Annotated in this window: 13 protein-coding genes; all 13 read right to left on the reverse strand. The window is 36.6% G+C overall.

What is annotated here, in order from left to right; translation table 11 throughout:
* Positions 1–103 precede the first annotated feature (103 nt).
* Complete coding sequence (locus tag HM983_RS04900; protein WP_179344282.1) at positions 104–2,389, reverse strand: NADP-dependent malic enzyme; 2,286 nt, start codon at positions 2,387–2,389, stop codon at positions 104–106.
* Positions 2,390–2,569: 180 nt separating this feature from the next.
* Complete coding sequence (locus tag HM983_RS04905; RefSeq protein WP_179344283.1) at positions 2,570–3,100, reverse strand: fasciclin domain-containing protein; 531 nt, start codon at positions 3,098–3,100, stop codon at positions 2,570–2,572.
* 47 nt (positions 3,101–3,147) lie between these two features.
* Complete coding sequence (locus HM983_RS04910; protein ID WP_179344284.1) at positions 3,148–3,738, reverse strand: DUF4136 domain-containing protein; 591 nt, start codon at positions 3,736–3,738, stop codon at positions 3,148–3,150.
* 131 nt (positions 3,739–3,869) lie between these two features.
* A complete protein-coding gene (gene queG / locus HM983_RS04915; RefSeq protein ID WP_179344285.1) occupies positions 3,870–4,790 on the reverse strand; it encodes a tRNA epoxyqueuosine(34) reductase QueG in 921 nt (306 codons plus the stop codon).
* A gap of 35 nt (positions 4,791–4,825) precedes the next feature.
* Positions 4,826–6,166: a cytochrome-c peroxidase gene (locus tag HM983_RS04920; RefSeq protein ID WP_179344286.1), complete on the reverse strand. Its 1,341-nt coding sequence runs from the start codon at positions 6,164–6,166 to the stop codon at positions 4,826–4,828.
* A 91-nt stretch (positions 6,167–6,257) separates the two neighbouring features.
* On the reverse strand, positions 6,258–7,280 hold the full coding sequence (ruvB, locus tag HM983_RS04925) for a Holliday junction branch migration DNA helicase RuvB (RefSeq protein ID WP_179344287.1): 1,023 nt from the start codon (positions 7,278–7,280) through the stop codon (positions 6,258–6,260).
* Positions 7,281–7,470: 190 nt separating this feature from the next.
* Complete coding sequence (locus HM983_RS04930; protein WP_179344288.1) at positions 7,471–9,267, reverse strand: cytochrome c oxidase subunit I; 1,797 nt, start codon at positions 9,265–9,267, stop codon at positions 7,471–7,473.
* 30 nt (positions 9,268–9,297) lie between these two features.
* Positions 9,298–10,368 (reverse strand): cytochrome c oxidase subunit II, encoded by a 1,071-nt coding sequence (locus HM983_RS04935; protein ID WP_179344289.1) that lies wholly within the window; start codon positions 10,366–10,368, stop codon positions 9,298–9,300.
* Between the two features lie 25 nt (positions 10,369–10,393).
* Positions 10,394–11,848, reverse strand: a complete 1,455-nt coding sequence (locus HM983_RS04940) for a quinol:cytochrome C oxidoreductase (RefSeq protein WP_179344290.1) — start codon at positions 11,846–11,848, stop codon at positions 10,394–10,396.
* A 21-nt stretch (positions 11,849–11,869) separates the two neighbouring features.
* Positions 11,870–12,514: a c-type cytochrome gene (locus HM983_RS04945; RefSeq protein WP_179344291.1), complete on the reverse strand. Its 645-nt coding sequence runs from the start codon at positions 12,512–12,514 to the stop codon at positions 11,870–11,872.
* A gap of 1 nt (position 12,515) precedes the next feature.
* Entirely contained in the window at positions 12,516–13,052 is a 537-nt protein-coding gene (locus HM983_RS04950) for a DUF3341 domain-containing protein (protein WP_179344292.1), read from the reverse strand.
* A gap of 8 nt (positions 13,053–13,060) precedes the next feature.
* Positions 13,061–14,794, reverse strand: coding sequence for an NrfD/PsrC family molybdoenzyme membrane anchor subunit (gene nrfD / locus HM983_RS04955; RefSeq protein ID WP_179344293.1), 1,734 nt, complete (start codon positions 14,792–14,794; stop codon positions 13,061–13,063).
* A gap of 29 nt (positions 14,795–14,823) precedes the next feature.
* The gene (locus HM983_RS04960) at positions 14,824–18,027 is read right to left on the reverse strand and encodes a TAT-variant-translocated molybdopterin oxidoreductase (RefSeq protein WP_179344294.1); all 3,204 of its coding nucleotides are present in this window, start codon (positions 18,025–18,027) and stop codon (positions 14,824–14,826) included.
* Between the last annotated feature and the right edge of the window lie 18 nt (positions 18,028–18,045).

Here is an 18,045-nt window from a genome sequence, read left to right on the forward strand (position 1 = left end):
TGAAAAAGTTAAAAGCCAAATGTAATAAAATTATTTACATTTTGCGCTTGTATATAAAGACTGTCTCGGTGGATTATCTAAGGTTGAAAAGAAGTAAAAAAAATCATTTTTTCTGAAGTCGTTTTTCGCGTTCTTGCGCATCTACAACAGCAACGGTCACCATATTAACTATTTCGTCTACACTTGCTCCTAACTGAAGAATATGAACTGGTTTTGCCATACCGATCATGATAGGACCAATGGACTCTGCCTTATTCAATTCTTTCAATAATTTATAAGTAATATTTGCTGAATCAAGATTAGGAAATATTAAAGTATTCACCTTGCGACCTGCTAATTTTGAAAAAGGAAAAATATCCTGAAGCATTTTAGAATTTAGGGCAAAGTCTAATTGCACCTCGCCATCCACAACCATTTCCGGATAGGTCTCATGCAAAAAGTTTACGGCATCCCTTACTTTTTTAGCATTTGGATTTTCTGAGGATCCGAAATTTGAATAGGATGTCATAGCGATAACAGGCTCAATCCCGAACATCTTAGCTACTTTCGAAGTCATATATGCAATACGTGCCAAATCTTCTGCCGTTGGATTAATATTGATAGCTGTATCACTTAGAAACATTGGTCCTCTTTGAGTCATCATTATGTTCGTGGTTGCAACTCTGGTTACACCTTTTGCCATTCCAATTAGCTCTAACATTGGCTTTACAACTTGCGGGTAACTCGTAGAGTAGCCAGATATCACAGCATCTGCATCACCTTCGTTAACCATCATAGCTGCAAAATAGTTGCGTTCTCTCATTACTTTTTGCGCCGCATAAAGTGTAATCCCTTTCCGTTTTTTGAGCTTCCAATAAGCATCCGCATATTTGTTTTTTCGGTCTAGTTCTTCGTCAGATTTTGGATCGATGATTAACACATTCGCATCAAACTCAATCTCTTCCATTAAATCAAGAATTGTTTTTCGTCTTCCCAGAAGTATTGGCATAGCTATACCTTCGTCATAGGCAATTTGAGCTGCTTTTAGAACATCTAATTGGTCAGCTTCTGCAAATACCACACGTTTTGGATTGGTGCGTGCTCTTCCTAAAAGTAACCTCACTAACTTATTATCAGAACCTAATCGCTCTAATAATGAGTTTTTATATTTTTCCCAGTCTTCTATTGGTTCTTTAGCTACACCACTTTCTATAGCTGCTTTTGCAACTGCTGGAGGCACTTCGGCAATTAAGCGAGGATCAAATGGCTTTGGAATAATATAATCTCTACCAAAGGTGAGTCGAGTTTCATTGTAAGCCAGATTTACCTGTTCAGGAACTGGTTCTTTGGCCAATCTCGAGAGTGCCTTAACAGCAGCCATCTTCATAGCTTCATTAATTTTTGTAGCTCTTACATCGAGTGCTCCTCTAAATATAAATGGAAACCCAAGTACGTTATTCACTTGGTTAGGATGGTCACTTCGACCAGTTGCCATTATAATATCGTCTCTTGTATCCAGTGCCAATTGGTAATCGATTTCTGGATTTGGATTGGCCATTGCAAAAACAATTGGATTTGATGCCATTGATTTTAGCATAGACGGGGAGACAATATCTGCCATAGACAGGCCAATAAAAACATCTGCGTCTTTCATAGCTTCATCTAAGGTGTCTATTTTCCTGTGTGTTGCGAATTCAGCTTTTTCAGTAGAAAGGTTTTCTCTGTCTTTTCTGATGACACCTTTACTATCCAACATAACTATATTTTCTCTACTAGCGCCAAATGCTTGATATAGTCTTGTGCATGATATGGCAGCTGCACCAGCGCCACTTACTACAATGCTTACTTCATCTATTTTTTTATTTGCAAGTTCAAGTGCATTTAACAAAGCAGCAGCAGATATAATGGCAGTTCCGTGCTGGTCGTCGTGCATTACCGGAATATCCAGTTCTTCTTTAAGACGACGTTCTATCTCAAACGCTTCTGGAGCCTTAATATCTTCAAGATTTATACCTCCAAATGTTGGAGCAATCATCTTCACGGTTTGAATGAACTCTTCGACATTTTCAGTACCTACTTCAATATCAAACACATCAATATCCGCGAATATTTTAAATAGCAACCCTTTGCCTTCCATTACAGGTTTAGAGGCTTCAGGGCCAATATTACCTAAACCCAAAACAGCTGTACCGTTAGAAATAACGGCAACCAAGTTTCCTTTGGCCGTATATTTATAGACATTATTAATGTCCTTTTCAATTTCTAAACACGGCTCTGCAACACCCGGAGAATAAGCTAAAGACAAATCGCGCTGTGAAGCATGCTTTTTTGAAGGTACGACCCTAATTTTGCCTGGTATTGGTTTTGCGTGATATACTAAGGCTTCTATACGTTTGCTTTGTTTGCTCATTTTAGATTGGATTAAGTTGCAAAGATAAGTAATGAAACTTGGTATGAGAGAACTTAAATTTTAAAAAAAATGTTGAAATATATACAGCAAATTAAACCCAATTCAAAAACCCTCAAAACAAAAAACCATCTTAATAAATTCTTATTAAGATGGTTTTTCAAGTTTATTTTTATCTAGTTATTAATTATATTTAATAATATCGTTTACGACGTGCACAATACCGTTTGCTGTTTCAATATCTGCAGCTATAACTCTTGCCCCACCAACCGCAACTTGACCTGCATAGTTGGTAATTTCAATGGCATCTCCATTTTCCGCATCTAAAACTTTAGATTCGGTGAGTTGATTACTCATGATTTTTGATCCTTTAAAATGGCGATTTACGAAATCCACTAATTTTGCCCTGTTTGTCGGATTAGTTAATTCGGCAAAATCTTCTATACTCATTTCTCTGAATGCTTCGTTTGTTGGAATAAACAAGGTGTGCGACTTATCAGTCATAGACAAAGACGCATCTAAACCAGAAAGCATTAATAAGTTAGCGAATGTGGATAAGTCCTTATCCATATATATCAAGTCAACTGTTTTGTACTGCATTGAGTTTTTTACTCCTGCTAACGGCTCTTGCATATTCGTTTGGCTATAGCCAATGTTACCTACAAAGAATAAAGTTAGAGCTAGTGTAATTGTTTTAATCATATTTGTTTTCATAATATTTGTTTTTATGGTTATTAATTGTTTTTATAATTATTTTCTATTTATTTAGTTTTAGGAAATTCTTCAAACATATCGTCTACAAATTCCGAAATGGCTCTAGATTCATTTTGCTGAAAAATCAGGTCAGACGCCTTGCCTTCCCAAACCAGTTTCTTAGTATCCGTATCAACGAGTCTAAGAATTAACATACCTTCTTTATATCTATTGACATCAGTCTCGTAACCCACAAATTGATTGTAATCATAATAGTTATTATAATAATAATTTTGGTAGTATGGACTTACGGCATATCTTCTGTTATAATATCTTGGATAGGTTGCATAAACAGGTTCTTGAGTGACCTCCTTTTCTACATTTGTCATTGTAGTCAACAGAACCAATAAATCTGGATTGTCCCGATCTATATTATAACCTTGATTTTTCATGTTCTGATTAACGCTTTCAATGACCGACATGCCAACGCTGTTGTCATTTTCAAATTTCTCAAAATCATCAAAGTTGCTATTAGGTAAATACGCAAATGTTTGATAGTTGCTTAAGTCAGTCATTCCCATTTTTTCAGTAGTGACTTTTGGGCCACACGCCAAAAGGGTAATGGCTATGACCATTAATAATATTTTAGTTTTCATCATAGTTTTTATTTATACTAGTAAGATGAAAAATTTAAACGGGAAGTATGTTCGGAAAAGAAAAATATATTAACCTTAACAATAACAGTGAGTTAATCTAATGTTAATAACAGTTTGAATATTATTAAAATATCTTAATCTTTTAAGAATTTGATATTTCTTTTTAATCCTTTGTACTTAGTACGCTTGACTGCAGAGTTTTTAAACACTTTTTTAAAGGTGTCTTCTGTGATTTCCACCCAGTCCTTTTTAGACATGTTCAAAACTTCAGGATGTGGATTGAAAAGAGGTTCGGAATGTGGTTTACTAAACCGGTTCCATGGACAAACGTCCTGGCAAATATCGCATCCAAACATCCAGTCGTTAAATTGGCCTTTGAATTCCGTTGGAATATTCTCTTTAAGTTCTATAGTAAAATATGAGATACATTTGCTGCCATCAACCACATAAGGCTCGGTGATTGCATCAGTTGGGCAGGCATCTATACAAGCTGTGCAAGTACCGCAATGGTCTGTAACTGGTGTGTCGCAGTCCAATTCTAAATCTATAATCAATTCAGCAATAAAGTAGAATGAACCTACTTGTTGTGTTAATAAGTTGGAATGTTTCCCTATCCAACCTAAGCCAGATTTTGCTGCCCATGCTTTGTCCAATACTGGCGCAGAATCTACAAATGCACGTCCATGAACCTCACCGATTTCGTCTTGAATAAAATGTAAAAGCGATTTTAGCTTGTCCTTAATTACGAAGTGATAGTCGGTGCCGTAAGCATATTTGGATAGTTTATAAGAATCCTCATTTTGAGTTTCTGAAGGGAAATAATTCAGTAATAACGACACAACACTTTTGGAGCCTTCGACAAGTAAAGTTGGGTCCAAGCGCTTATCAAAATGGTTTTCCATGTAACGCATTTCTCCATGCATATTTTTTTCTAGCCACCTTTCGAGGCGAGGTGCCTCATCCTCCAAAAATTCAGCCTTGCTGATACCACACGATAAAAAGCCAAGGCGTTTGGCTTCGGCTTTTATAAGTTGTGTATGTTTTGCTGTATTCAATTGTAGTTTAAAAGAACTAAACTACAATTTTGTTTTTAATTACATCCCAAATCTGAAGAAGACATACTATCAGCGTTTGGAAAACAGTAACCAGAAGGCAAGGATTCTGGTACATATCTTTGCAAATTATTATCGTACAGAGATGTTTCTAAAAATGCTACCAATTGGTTTATTTCCGTTTCCGTTAAATTGAGTGGTAAAAATTGAGTGGACAATTTATCCTGTGGTACAGTTCCATTTTCAGCAATGGCTTCATTTTTATATTCAACAATATCTTTGATTGTGTTGAAACTTCCACCGTGACCAAAAAAACCAACATCCTTTAAATTATATAATTGTGGTGTTTTAAATTTATAGTCATCTTCAGCATTTCCTGTAAATCCACCTCGACCTTTTTTAGTGGCTTCGTCTACGATGGTCAGCACTTCTGCACCAGCCAAATCGTTCATTCCCAGTGCATGAAAATCCATACCGTTGAGTCCAGGACCAGAATGGCAGGTGTAACATTTTCCCTTATCAAAGAAAATTTTGGCTCCTTCTATTTCATTATCGCTCATTGCATTATCATCACCTCTTAACCAGTTTTGAAACGGTGCTTGGTTTGGTAATAACGTACGCTCATAAGCTGCAATAGCCAATCCTGCTGTTACTTTAGTATAACGTTCTGCTTCATTTACCTCTGGAAATGCTGCATCGAAAAGTACTTTGTAATCTGAATTGATAATTTCATCCGTATCAATAATTAGCCTGTGAACATCCAAACCGGCAATGGCTTGTATTTCAACGCCTTCAAAACCAAGATTATTCACTTCCTTAGGTGTCCCAACGGTCCATTGAGATTCCGTACCTTGATTGGTTCCTGTTGCTCCAAACTGGCCATTCCATAACATCACATCTTGATACGCAACATTTAAAACGCTCGGACTTCTAATAGGTTGCACATCTAAATCAGCTTCGGCATAATTACTATTTTTAATCCTGCCTTCTCCATGAATTCCAAAGCCTAAACCGCCTTCACCTATTCCTTGTAAAATTCCACTCTGAAAACCAGCATCTGCGTGATGACAACTTGCGCAAGAATAGGTATACATACCTTCATCCATCCGGGCATTTGAACCAAGACTCGTTTCGTGATATAAAAATTTACCTAAGTCTACTTTTGCAGACGTAATAGGATTATTGAGATCGTTGGGAATTGAAAAATAATCATCTGAAGCTGGTTGAATCAATTCGGTTTTTGAACCGTATAATTCAATCAATCGATTCTCGAGTTCTATTTGGTTAGAAATATCAGAATAGTTGTCTCTATCAGTATTACAAGAGGTGCAACACAATATCGCAATAAAAAATACTGCAGTTTTTGGTAGGAATTTCATGATTTAAAAGCTTTGCTTGGGATTCAAATTTAGAAATCTTCATAAACAAAGTGCTGAGAATTAGACCAAATACCTAAAAAAAAGTTAAAATCTAAAAAAGCCCACCTTGAGTAGAGCCTTTAATCTTACCTAAGTGTCTATAAGCCTGTTCAGTAACTTCGCGACCTCGTGGTGTACGCATTATAAAACCTTGCTGTATTAAAAAGGGTTCGTACACCTCTTCAATCGTTTCTGAACTTTCGCTAACTGCAGTTGCCAATGTGGTTAAACCTACCGGTCCTCCTTTAAATTTATCTATGATTGTAGATAGTATTTTATTATCCATTTCGTCCAAACCGTGAGCGTCTACATTTAGCGCTTCAAGCGCGAATTTTGCAATTTTAATATCAATGTTACCATCGCCTTTAATTTGGGCGAAATCACGTACTCGTCGTAGGAGAGCATTAGCGATACGCGGTGTACCTCTACTTCGTCCTGCAATTTCTATAGCAGCTTCCATAGAAATCGGTACGTTTAATATTGAAGAGCTACGTTGAACAATCGTTGTTAACAAATCGGTTTTATAATATTGAAGTCGACTACTGATACCAAATCGCGCACGCATGGGTGCTGTCAATAATCCTGAACGTGTTGTTGCACCAACTAGCGTAAACGGATTTAGATTGATTTGAACCGTTCTTGCATTGGGTCCCGACTCAATCATGATATCGATTTTATAGTCTTCCATTGCTGAATATAGATACTCTTCAACAATTGGACTTAACCGATGGATTTCATCAATAAATAAGACATCTCTATCTTCAAGGTTGGTAAGTAAACCAGCTAAATCACCTGGTTTGTCCAATACAGGTCCTGAAGTGACTTTAATACCAACATCCAATTCATTTGCTAAAATATGTGCCAATGTTGTCTTACCTAATCCTGGTGGGCCATGAAATAAAGTATGATCCAGAGCTTCCTCTCTTAAATTGGCTGCCTGAACAAATACTAATAGATTTTCTAAGACTTGGTCTTGGCCTGTAAAGTCATCAAAAGTGAGAGGCCTTAACTTCCTTTCAACATCTAGTTCCTCAGGACTAAAATTTTCGTTTGTTGGGTCTAGGTTTTCGTTCATGTTTATTTCCTGCAAAAGCGGAAGTATTTTGTTATTATTTAAACCTCAAGTTTATGTACACCTTATAAAATGGAAACTAAAACAAGTACCGTTTAAAGCAAATATAAAGAAAAAGACCCTTAGAAGAATTAAGGCTTCCAAAGGTCTTTTAATAAAATTATTACTAGATTCTTACGTGTGTAGGAATGTATTAATGCTGTAGTTCCTCTTCACCTTCGTATAAAGGTACGTTTTGAGGTACAAAATCTTCTTCGTGTCCTGGTTTACTATAATCATATGGCCATCTGTAAACAGTTGGTAAAGGGCCTGGCCAGTTACCGTGAATATGTTTTACAGGTGCTGTCCATTCTAAAGTGTTTGATTTCCATGGGTTCTGTTCTGCTTTTTTTCCGTAGAAAATACTACTTAAGAAATTGTATAAAAAGACAAGTTGTACAAGTCCACCAACCAAAGCAAATATGGTTATTACCATTTGTGCATTAGTTGTATCATCAAATAATGGAAAATTAGAATTGGTGTAATAACGTCTTGGTAAACCTGCCATACCTATAAAGTGCATTGGGAAAAATACTCCGTAGGCGCAAATTGCCGTAACCCAGAAATGTAAATAACCGAGATTTTTGTTCATCATTCGTCCAAACATTCTTGGGAACCAATGGTAAATTCCAGCAAATACTCCGTAAAGTGCCGATATACCCATTACTAAATGGAAGTGTGCCACTACGAAATATGTATCGTGTACGTTGATATCTAAAGCGCTATCTCCAAGAATAATTCCTGTTAAACCACCAGTTATAAATGTCGAAACCAAACCAATTGAAAATAGCATCGCTGGATTTAATTGCAGATTACCCTTCCAAAGCGTCGTAATATAGTTGAAGGCTTTTACCGCAGATGGTATTGCAATCAATAATGTTGTAAATGTAAACACTGAGCCAAGGAACGGATTCATACCAGAAATAAACATGTGGTGTCCCCAAACAATTGTAGATAAAAATGCAATCGCTAAAATCGAAGCTACCATTGCTCTGTAACCAAAGATTGGTTTACGCGAATTGGTTGCAATAATTTCTGAGGTAATACCCAACGCTGGCAGTAATACAATATATACTTCAGGGTGTCCTAAGAACCAAAATAAATGCTCAAATAAAACAGGAGAACCACCTTGATAATGCAATACTTCACCTTGAATGAATATATCCGATAAGAAGAAAGAGGTACCAAAACTTCTATCCATTATTAAAAGCAATGCAGCTGATAATAATACAGGGAAAGAGATTACACCAATTACAGCGGTTACAAAGAATGCCCAAATCGTTAGTGGCAATCTTGTCATCGACATACCTTTTGTTCTTAAATTTATTACAGTAACTATATAATTTAATGAACCCAATAATGAAGAAGCAATAAATATAGCCATTGATACAAGCCAAAGCGTCATTCCCATACCAGAACCTGGTTGGGCCATAGGCAGCGCTGAAAGTGGTGGATAAATAGTCCAACCTGCTGCTGCAGGACCCGCTTCAACAAAAAAGGACATTATCATTATAACACACGAAATAAAGAATAACCAATATGAAACCATATTAAGAAATCCTGAAGCCATATCTCGTGCCCCAATTTGCAAAGGTATAAGTAAGTTACTAAAGGTACCACTTAATCCTGCCGTAAGAACGAAGAATACCATTAAGGTACCGTGTATAGTTACTAATGCTAAATAAATATCAGCATCCATGACACCATCAGGTGCCCATTTGCCTAATAAGGCTTCAAAAATTACATTCGGCTGTTCTGGCCATGCAATTTGCATTCTAATCATTAAAGACATTAAGATGCCTATAATACCCATAAAAATTACACCAGTTAACAAGTACTGTTTAGCGATCATTTTATGATCTTGACTAAAAATATATTTGGTCACAAAGGTTTCTTTGTGGTGGTGTACTTCGTGATCGTCGTGAACGTGGTTTTCTGCTGTTGCTGACATAATCTCTTTTCTTTTCTTAAAACAATGTTTTTACTTAATCAATGTATTAGCAAAGGTCTTTTGCTCTTTCATCCAAGCGTCGAACTCTTCTTGAGTTTCAACTATAATTTTCATTTGCATGTTGTAATGTGACTTTCCACAAATCTTGTTACATAGCAATAGATAATCGAATTCATAAACCAAATCCTGTCCTGATTCAATTATTTCAGCACTTCTCTCTCTTCGCAGTTCGTTAATATTGATGACCTTCTGCTGAATATCTGGATTTTGACGCATTTCTTCAGTAGTTACTGTAGGTGTAAATCCAAATTGAGTTACCATACCTGGTACACAGTTCATCTGTGCTCTAAAATGTGGCATGTAAGCAGAATGTAGTACATCCTGTGAACGCATCTTAAACAATACCGGTCTTCCTGCTGGTAAGTGCAGTTCCGTTACGATAATATCATCTTGTGCGTTTGGATCTTCTTCATCCAAACCTAAAATATTGGCTTTGTCTAAGTCAATTAATCTAACGTTAGCTTGGCCTAAGGTATTATCATCACCTCCGTATCTCGCTTTCCAGTTGAATTGTTGTGCGTATAATTCAACAATCATAGGATCGTCTTCTTCAACATCGATATTCATAATATCGTTCCAAGTAAAGAGACCATAGATTATTAAACCAGCCAATACAATAACCGGAATAATTGTCCAGATAGCTTCTAATGTATTGTTATCCGCATAAAAGAGCGCCTTTTTACCTTTTTCTCCTCTATACTTATATGCAAAATAATGCAGTAGAAATTGAGTTACAGTCTGAACGAAAAAGATCACAATCATAGAAATGATCATTAAATTATCTAGTCCTGAACCGTGTTCTGAAGCTGAATTAGATACTAAAGGTAAATCACCCAAGTACATAAAACTAGCGATGGTTATAGCGTAAATAAACACTAAAAACCCTAGCATCAAATATCCATTTATCTTATTGTCCTTATCCGTCGCAACTTGATTGTTGGATGAGCCAGATCCAGCTTGAGCCAAATCAAAAATCTTTACCATTTGCCATAAGGCAATTGCTACAAAGAGTACAATTATAATCGTTAATAAAGCAGTCATTATCGTTTCTGTTCTTTTTTAATAATTAATAATGGAAATGTTCACTTTCCTTAATAAAAGGATTTCCTTTTGCCAATAGCGGATATTTGCCAAGTGACGTAAATACGACTAGCAAAAATAATCCACCAAAAAATAATATCGAACCTATTTCTGGAATTCCAATAAACCATCTATCACCAACAGTTGCAGGCATAATCATATTAAAGACATCTATGTAATGCCCACAAAGAATGACAATACCAGCCATAACAACAAACCATGGAATACGCTTATAATCACTATTCATCAATAGTAACAATGGAAATATAAAATTCATAGCTACCATACCAAAAAACGGTAATTTATAATCTTCAATACGTGTTACGAAATAGGTAACTTCTTCTGGAATGTTCGAGTACCAAATTAGCATAAACTGTGAGAACCAAAGGTAAGTCCAGAAAATACTAATACCGAACATGAATTTGGCTAAATCATGAATATGGCTATCATTAACAAACTCCAATAAACCTTTTGATTTTAAGAATATAGTTACCATTGCAATAACAGTGATACCACTTACAAACATACTAGCAAATACATACCAACCAAATAAGGTACTGAACCAGTGTGGATCTACACTCATAATCCAATCCCATGACATCATTGATTCAGTATAAATATAAAATACTAAGAATGCCGCAGAAATTCTGAAGTTCTTTTTAAAGTTTCTGTTGTCATTAACATCAGCATTATCTTGAGCGATAGAGAATTTTCTAGAAAAATATCTGTAAGCGAACCAGCCACCTAAAAATATAAAACCTCTTATCATGAATCCGGTTTTATTTAACCAACCCGATTTTCCTTGTATTAAGGCATCATGAGCCACGACCTCAGGATCCATCCATATAAATATGTGCTTATCAGCTAAAAATGCAATCAATAAAACTAATATTCCACCAGGCAACACATAAGATGTTATACCTTCCATAACCCTAAACAATACTGGCGACCAACCTGCTTGAGCTGCATATTGAATGGCATAAAAAGCCAAAACTCCTAATGCAATCATAAAAAAGAAAAATGCTGCAACATACATCGCAGACCAAGGTCTGTTATGGATTTGATGTAGTACGTGCTCTTCATGGCTCATTTTATGTCCTTCTTCTGCATGTGCAGCGCCTTGACTTAAAGTCCCGTCATCCTCACTCATTAATTCATGACCATCGACTTCTTCAACATGTAGTGTAGATTCAGCGTGTTCATCGTCATGACTCTCACTTGTATAAGTTGAAGTCTCTTCGTGAGATTCACCATGAGTTTCTTCTCCATGCTCGTCGGATCCGTGACCTCCACCATGAGATTCGCTAGCGAGTAATTCTCTTACATCTTCTTCAGTCTCATAATGATGAGCGTCTAAAAAACCGTAACCCATACCTAATGCTCCGAGGACCATTAAGACAATAGCACCAATTTTTAATCGATTTGAAATTTTATATTCCATTTATATAATCTTTATCTAAATCTATTTCTTTTCTAAATCTGCCTTTAGTTTTTCAACATAAGCAACTACTTGCCAACGCTCTTCTTCATTCAATTGGTTAGCATAAGAGCCCATAGTATTTTTACCGTAATAAATAACGTGGTAAATACTCCCTGTGGTAATTGCTCTACCAACATCATCATAGCTAGGAACTCCTAAGATTTTTTCACCTTGTACCAACTTACCTTGCCCATCTCCTTTGGCACCATGACAGATAGCACAATATATAGAGTACAATGGTCCTCCTTTGGCGTAATCTATTCTTATCGTGCTTAAGTCAGAATCTACATGTGTAGAATCTACTTCAGGTGAATCCAAATCTATTGGTGGTCCCAATGGGTTTGTTAAAGTTGATTTTGCCAACTCATAACCCTCATTAGTATCTTCAATTTCATAAGGCATAAAATTCCCTCTTGGAATTGTACCTTCTGCAGGAAGACGAGCTTCCATATTGTTCTCAAAGATTTCTACATCTCCCACTTGTACATTTGCTTCTTGATAAGCCTCATAACCTACAGACTCGTACATATTTGGCATGTACTGGTAGTTTCGACTAGAACTTTTATTACAGGCTACTAGAGATAATAGTATGACTAATACTACTGATATTTTTAGTGTCGCTTTCATGTTAATGTGCATCTTCTTTATCGATAATATTAATTTCTACAGCCCCTGTTTCCTTTAATAATTCTTCTAACGTGGCTTGATTGTCATGAATGGCAATCTCCATTAAGAAATGATCATCTGTTGTTCTAGGGTCTGGGTTTTCAGCTTTCTTAAATGGCCACATTCTACTTCTTAGATAAAATGTAATAACCATTAAGTGAGCCGCAAAAAATACAGTCAGCTCAAACATAATCGGCACAAAAGCTGGCATATTTTCTATATAACTAAAGCTTGGTTTACCACCAATATCTTGTGGCCAGTCTTTAATCATTATAAAATTCATCATTACAATGGCTACTGTTAGTCCTACACAACCATACATAAATGATGTAATAGCGATACGTGTTGGTGCTAATCCCATTGCCTTGTCTAGTCCATGAACCGGAAAAGGTGTATATATTTCTTCGATATGATGCTTTTCTGACTTTACCTTTTTAACGGCAGACATCAATACATCATCGTCTGTATAAATAGCATGAATTACTTTTGAAGCTTCCATAGACTATATTAATTGTTTAATAATTTTTTAGCTTGTCCGGACCAATCATCACGCTCTGCTCTTCCTGGAAAAGAACCTGTAATTTCGTCTAACAAGTCATATTCTCTCTTTGTCATTTTACTCACTTGTGCGTAAGTGTAAATACCTAAGGTATTAAGTACCTTTTCCATTTTTGGTCCAATACCACTTATAACTTTTAGGTCATCCGGTGTTTGCATTTCGGGATCAAATCTTCCAATACCTTCTAACAAATTACCTAATTTTTCTTGATCATCTTGAAGCGGTTTTGGCTCTGTAGTATCTTCAACCAATTTTAGGTTAGAGGTTCTTGCATCTGCACCTGTGCCTACAAGTGTTTCACCACTTTCTCTAATACGCTTGTAACGCTCACCTGATGATTTCAAAATCGTTTTCACCTCTGCTTGTGCTATTACTGGGAATGTACGCGAATACAATAAGAATAATACAAAGAAGAAACCGATAGTTCCGATAAAAATTCCAATATCTACAAATGTTGGTGAAAACATTGTCCACGATGATGGTAAATAATCTCTATGCAAAGAAGTCACAATAATTACAAAACGCTCAAACCACATTCCAATGTTTACAACTATTGAAATAAAGAATGAAAACATAATACTTGTTCTTAGTTTTTTGAACCACATAAATTGTGGGGAGAACACATTACATGTCATCATTGCCCAATATGCCCACCAATAAGGACCCGTAGCTCTATTTAAGAATGCGTATTGTTCATATTCCACACCAGAGTACCATGCAATAAATAGCTCAGTGATATAAGCTACACCAACAATAGAACCAGTAATCATAATTACAATGTTCATTAATTCTATGTGTTGTACAGTAATATAATCTTCTAAATTACACACTTTTCTCATAATGATAAGAAGAGTGTTTACCATTGCAAATCCCGAGAAAATCGCACCTGCAACAAAGTAAGGTGGGAAAATCGTGGTATGCCAACCTGGAATAACAGACGTTGCGAAGTCAAAGGATACAATAGTATGTACAGATAATACAAGCGGAGTCGCTAAACCTGCAAGTACTAAAGATACCTCTTCAAAACGTTGCCAATCCTTTGCTCTACCTGACCAACCAAAACTAATTAATGAATAAATTTTCTTTTGAAATGGTCTTACTGCTCTATCTCTAATCATTGCAAAATCTGGCAATAAACCTGTCCACCAGAATACTAATGAAACCGATAAATATGTTGAAATCGCGAAAACATCCCAAAGTAATGGTGAATTAAAGTTTACCCATAAAGACCCAAATTGGTTTGGAATTGGTAATACCCAGTATGCCAACCACGGACGACCCATGTGAATAATCGGGAATAAACCTGCTTGCACTACCGAGAAAATGGTCATCGCCTCAGCAGAACGGTTAATTGCCATTCTCCATTTTTGACGGAAAAGTAACAGTACTGCAGAAATCAAAGTTCCTGCGTGACCAATACCAACCCACCAAACGAAGTTAGTAATATCCCAAGCCCAGTTTACAGTCTTATTAAGACCCCAAACTCCAATACCTGTAGATATGGTATAAATAATACACCCTATTCCCCAAAGGAATGCTACTAAAGCAATACTGAACACAATCCACCATGCTTTATTTGCTTTGCCCTCGACTGGCCTTGCTACATCGACGGTAACATCGTGATACGATTTTTCTCCAGTGACTAAAGGTCTTCTAATAGGTGCTTCGTAATGAGACGCCATAATTATCTAGTTAATTCTTTAATTTAAATTTATGCTTTCGATGTGTTTCTCACTTTTGTTTGATAGATCACGTTTGGTTTTGTGCCGACGCTTTCTAATAAGTGATACATACGATCATTTTCTTTTAATTCAGCAATTTTACTGTCTTTGTCATTGATATCCCCAAATACCATAGCACCATTTCCACATGCTGCAGAACAAGCTGTTTGGAATTCACCATCCTTAACCAAACGTCCATCACGCTTTGCATCAAGAATTGTTTTTTGTGTTTTTTGAATACACATAGAACATTTTTCCATGACACCACGAGAACGCACTGTCACATCTGGGTTTAATACCATTCGTCCTAAATCATCATTCATAAAGTAATCAAATTCATCATTCTTATTGTATAAGAACCAGTTGAAACGACGTACTTTATAAGGACAGTTGTTCGCACAATATCTTGTACCTACACAACGGTTGTAAGCCATGTGGTTTTGACCTTGACGACCGTGTGCCGTCGCAGCAACAGGACAAACTGTTTCACAAGGTGCATGGTTACAATGTTGACACATCACCGGCTGAAATGCTACTTGAGGATTATCGGCAGGATTTTCCATCTCACCAAACTCGCTCAATGAGCTACCTAAACCAGAAATGTTTTCTTTCTTTTCATTATCTCCTTCAAACGAATCCTCGGATGAATAATATCTATCAATACGCAACCAGTGCATATCTCTACTTCGTCTCATTTCGGACTTACCTACAACAGGAACATTATTTTCTGCATGACAAGCAATCACACAAGCACCACAACCTGTACACGCATTTAAGTCAATAGATAAATTGAAATGATGACCAACTGAACGGTCAAACCCATCCCATAAATCTACCTCTGGAGAGGTTACTGGTGTTTCTATATGATTTAAGGAAACTTCTGGAACTTTATTCCAAACATGTTTATCCTTTGTATTGAAAATTTCTAGACTAGTTTCTTTAATGATATCTCCACGACCCATCAAAGTATTATGCAATTGGACGCAAGCAAATTCATGTACACCTGAAGCCTTACTAACACTTACATTCTGGGTAGTACTGAAATTCTGATACAATGGATATGCATTAACCCCAGTTTTCATTTCTTCTTTAATACCCTTTGCTGTGCGACCGTAACCAAATGCCATGCCTACTGAACCTTTTGCTTGTCCTGGCTGAATTATTACTGGTACATTTTCAACAGTTACACCATTTACTGTTACGTTGGCATAACTTCCGTTTAACCCTCCATTTGCGACATTTTCATTTGTTAAACCAAGTCTATCAGCATCAGCTTGTGACACTGTTAAGTAGTTGTCCCAAGTGGTTCTTGTGATTGGATCTGGAAACTCTTGCAACCAAGGATTGTTGGCTTGTTGACCATCACCCATACCTACCTTAGCATATAAAGAAAGTTCTAAACCTTCAGACTTTGCAGAATTTCCTAAAGCTCTTGCCGCAGTACCACCAGTTAATACTGTTGGTTGTGCATAAAGATTGTCTGTAGTATTTTCTTCTTCATTCTTCAAACCTAGACCTTGAGCCACATCATCAATAACTCCACCAACAAAAGTTTTATCCTCACTTTCTGAAGTAGTACTAGTGTTAGTCGTAGATGCTGAATTATTAACAGCTCCAGAAATAAACACACCATCTTGAATGGCTTTATTGAATGAAGCTCCTCCTAAAACACCTTGAGTCCAAGTAGATTTTATATAATCTCTGTATGTACCAGAATTTCCTGTCCAGCCCATAAGAACTTCCTGGAATTGTTTCGTATTAAACAACGGACGAATAGTTGGTTGCATCATCGAATAATGACCCGACTTAAATTCGAAATCACCCCAAGATTCTAAATTATGAGGAGTTGCTGCAATATATTGGCAATTGGTTGATGTTTCATCTTGCTTCATCGAAAACGCAACTGACAATTCTGTTTTCTTTAAACCTTCTTCAAAATCTGAAGCATTTGGCAAAGTATACATCGGGTTCACACCATTCATTATCAGCGCACCAACACGACCAGCTTTCATATCGGCAACTAATTGCATTACTGCTTGATCATTACCTTGTCTTGTTTTTACAGTGGTTTTAGGATCAAATGCCTTACTTTTTAAATGTTCATTGATTTCTAAAACCGTAGTTTGTGCATTTACGTCTTGAATACCAGATACCACAACACCATTACTACCCGCCTTACTCAATGCTTTCGCCGCATCTCTAACCATTTTGTCCAATCCTTCTGGCAAATCACCAGGTAAGGCAACACCAACAACATAGCTGTATAGCTTAGCCAAAGCCAAACGTTGCTGACTAGGTGTCATTGGCACACGTTGATCTGCATTAGCACCTGTTAAGGACATATTAGATTCAAACTGGATATGCTTGGACATTTTTCCGTTTGCCGGTATACGATTTTTTGAATAACCTGAATCATAGCCACCACTTTGCCAATCTCCTAAGAAATCTGCACCGACGGAAACAATGGTCATGGCTTTTGAAAAATCATAGTTTGCCATGCCTCTAACACCATACTTGGCTTGGTAGGCATCTAAAGTAGCAGATTCTGAGATCGCATCGTAGGCAACGTGACGTACATTACCAAATTTGGATTTGAAATCTGCTATTAATCGATCTGTTGATGGACTTGGCATTGAAGCCGTTAGAAGTACAATCTGCTTTCCATTAAGTCCATTTAATTTTGAGGTGGTTTCAGACATAAAAGTATCCCATGAAATGACGTCTTCGCCTTTCATTGGACCCTTGACTCTAAGATTGTCGTATAAACCTAAAACTGAAGCATTTACTCTTGCATTTGCCATTCCGCTTGTTTTAGAATCGGAATTATGCTCAATTTTAATCGGTCGTCCTTCTCGTGTTTTTACAAGTACACTTGCAAAGTCATAGCCATCTGCAATAGTTGTTGCGTAGTAATTTGCAACACCTGGAATAATTTCTGTCGGCTGAACTACGTAAGGAATAGATTTAGTCACTGGTCCTTCGCAAGCAGCCAACGATGCAGCCGCCGTACTAAAACCAACGTACTTTAAGAAATCACGACGCGTGGTAGATGAAGACTCTAAAGACTCCTTATCTCCTAAAAATTCGTCTGTCGGAATTTCCTGTACAAACTCATTCTGTTGAAGCGTCTCAACAATAGAGCTAGTTTCGTTTAGCTCTTCAACACTTTTCCAGTATTTCTTGTTTGATGACATAGTGTTAATTTATGATTT

The organism is Winogradskyella ursingii, assembly GCF_013403975.1.
In the GTDB taxonomy this organism is placed as follows: Bacteria; Bacteroidota; Bacteroidia; order Flavobacteriales; family Flavobacteriaceae; genus Winogradskyella; species Winogradskyella ursingii.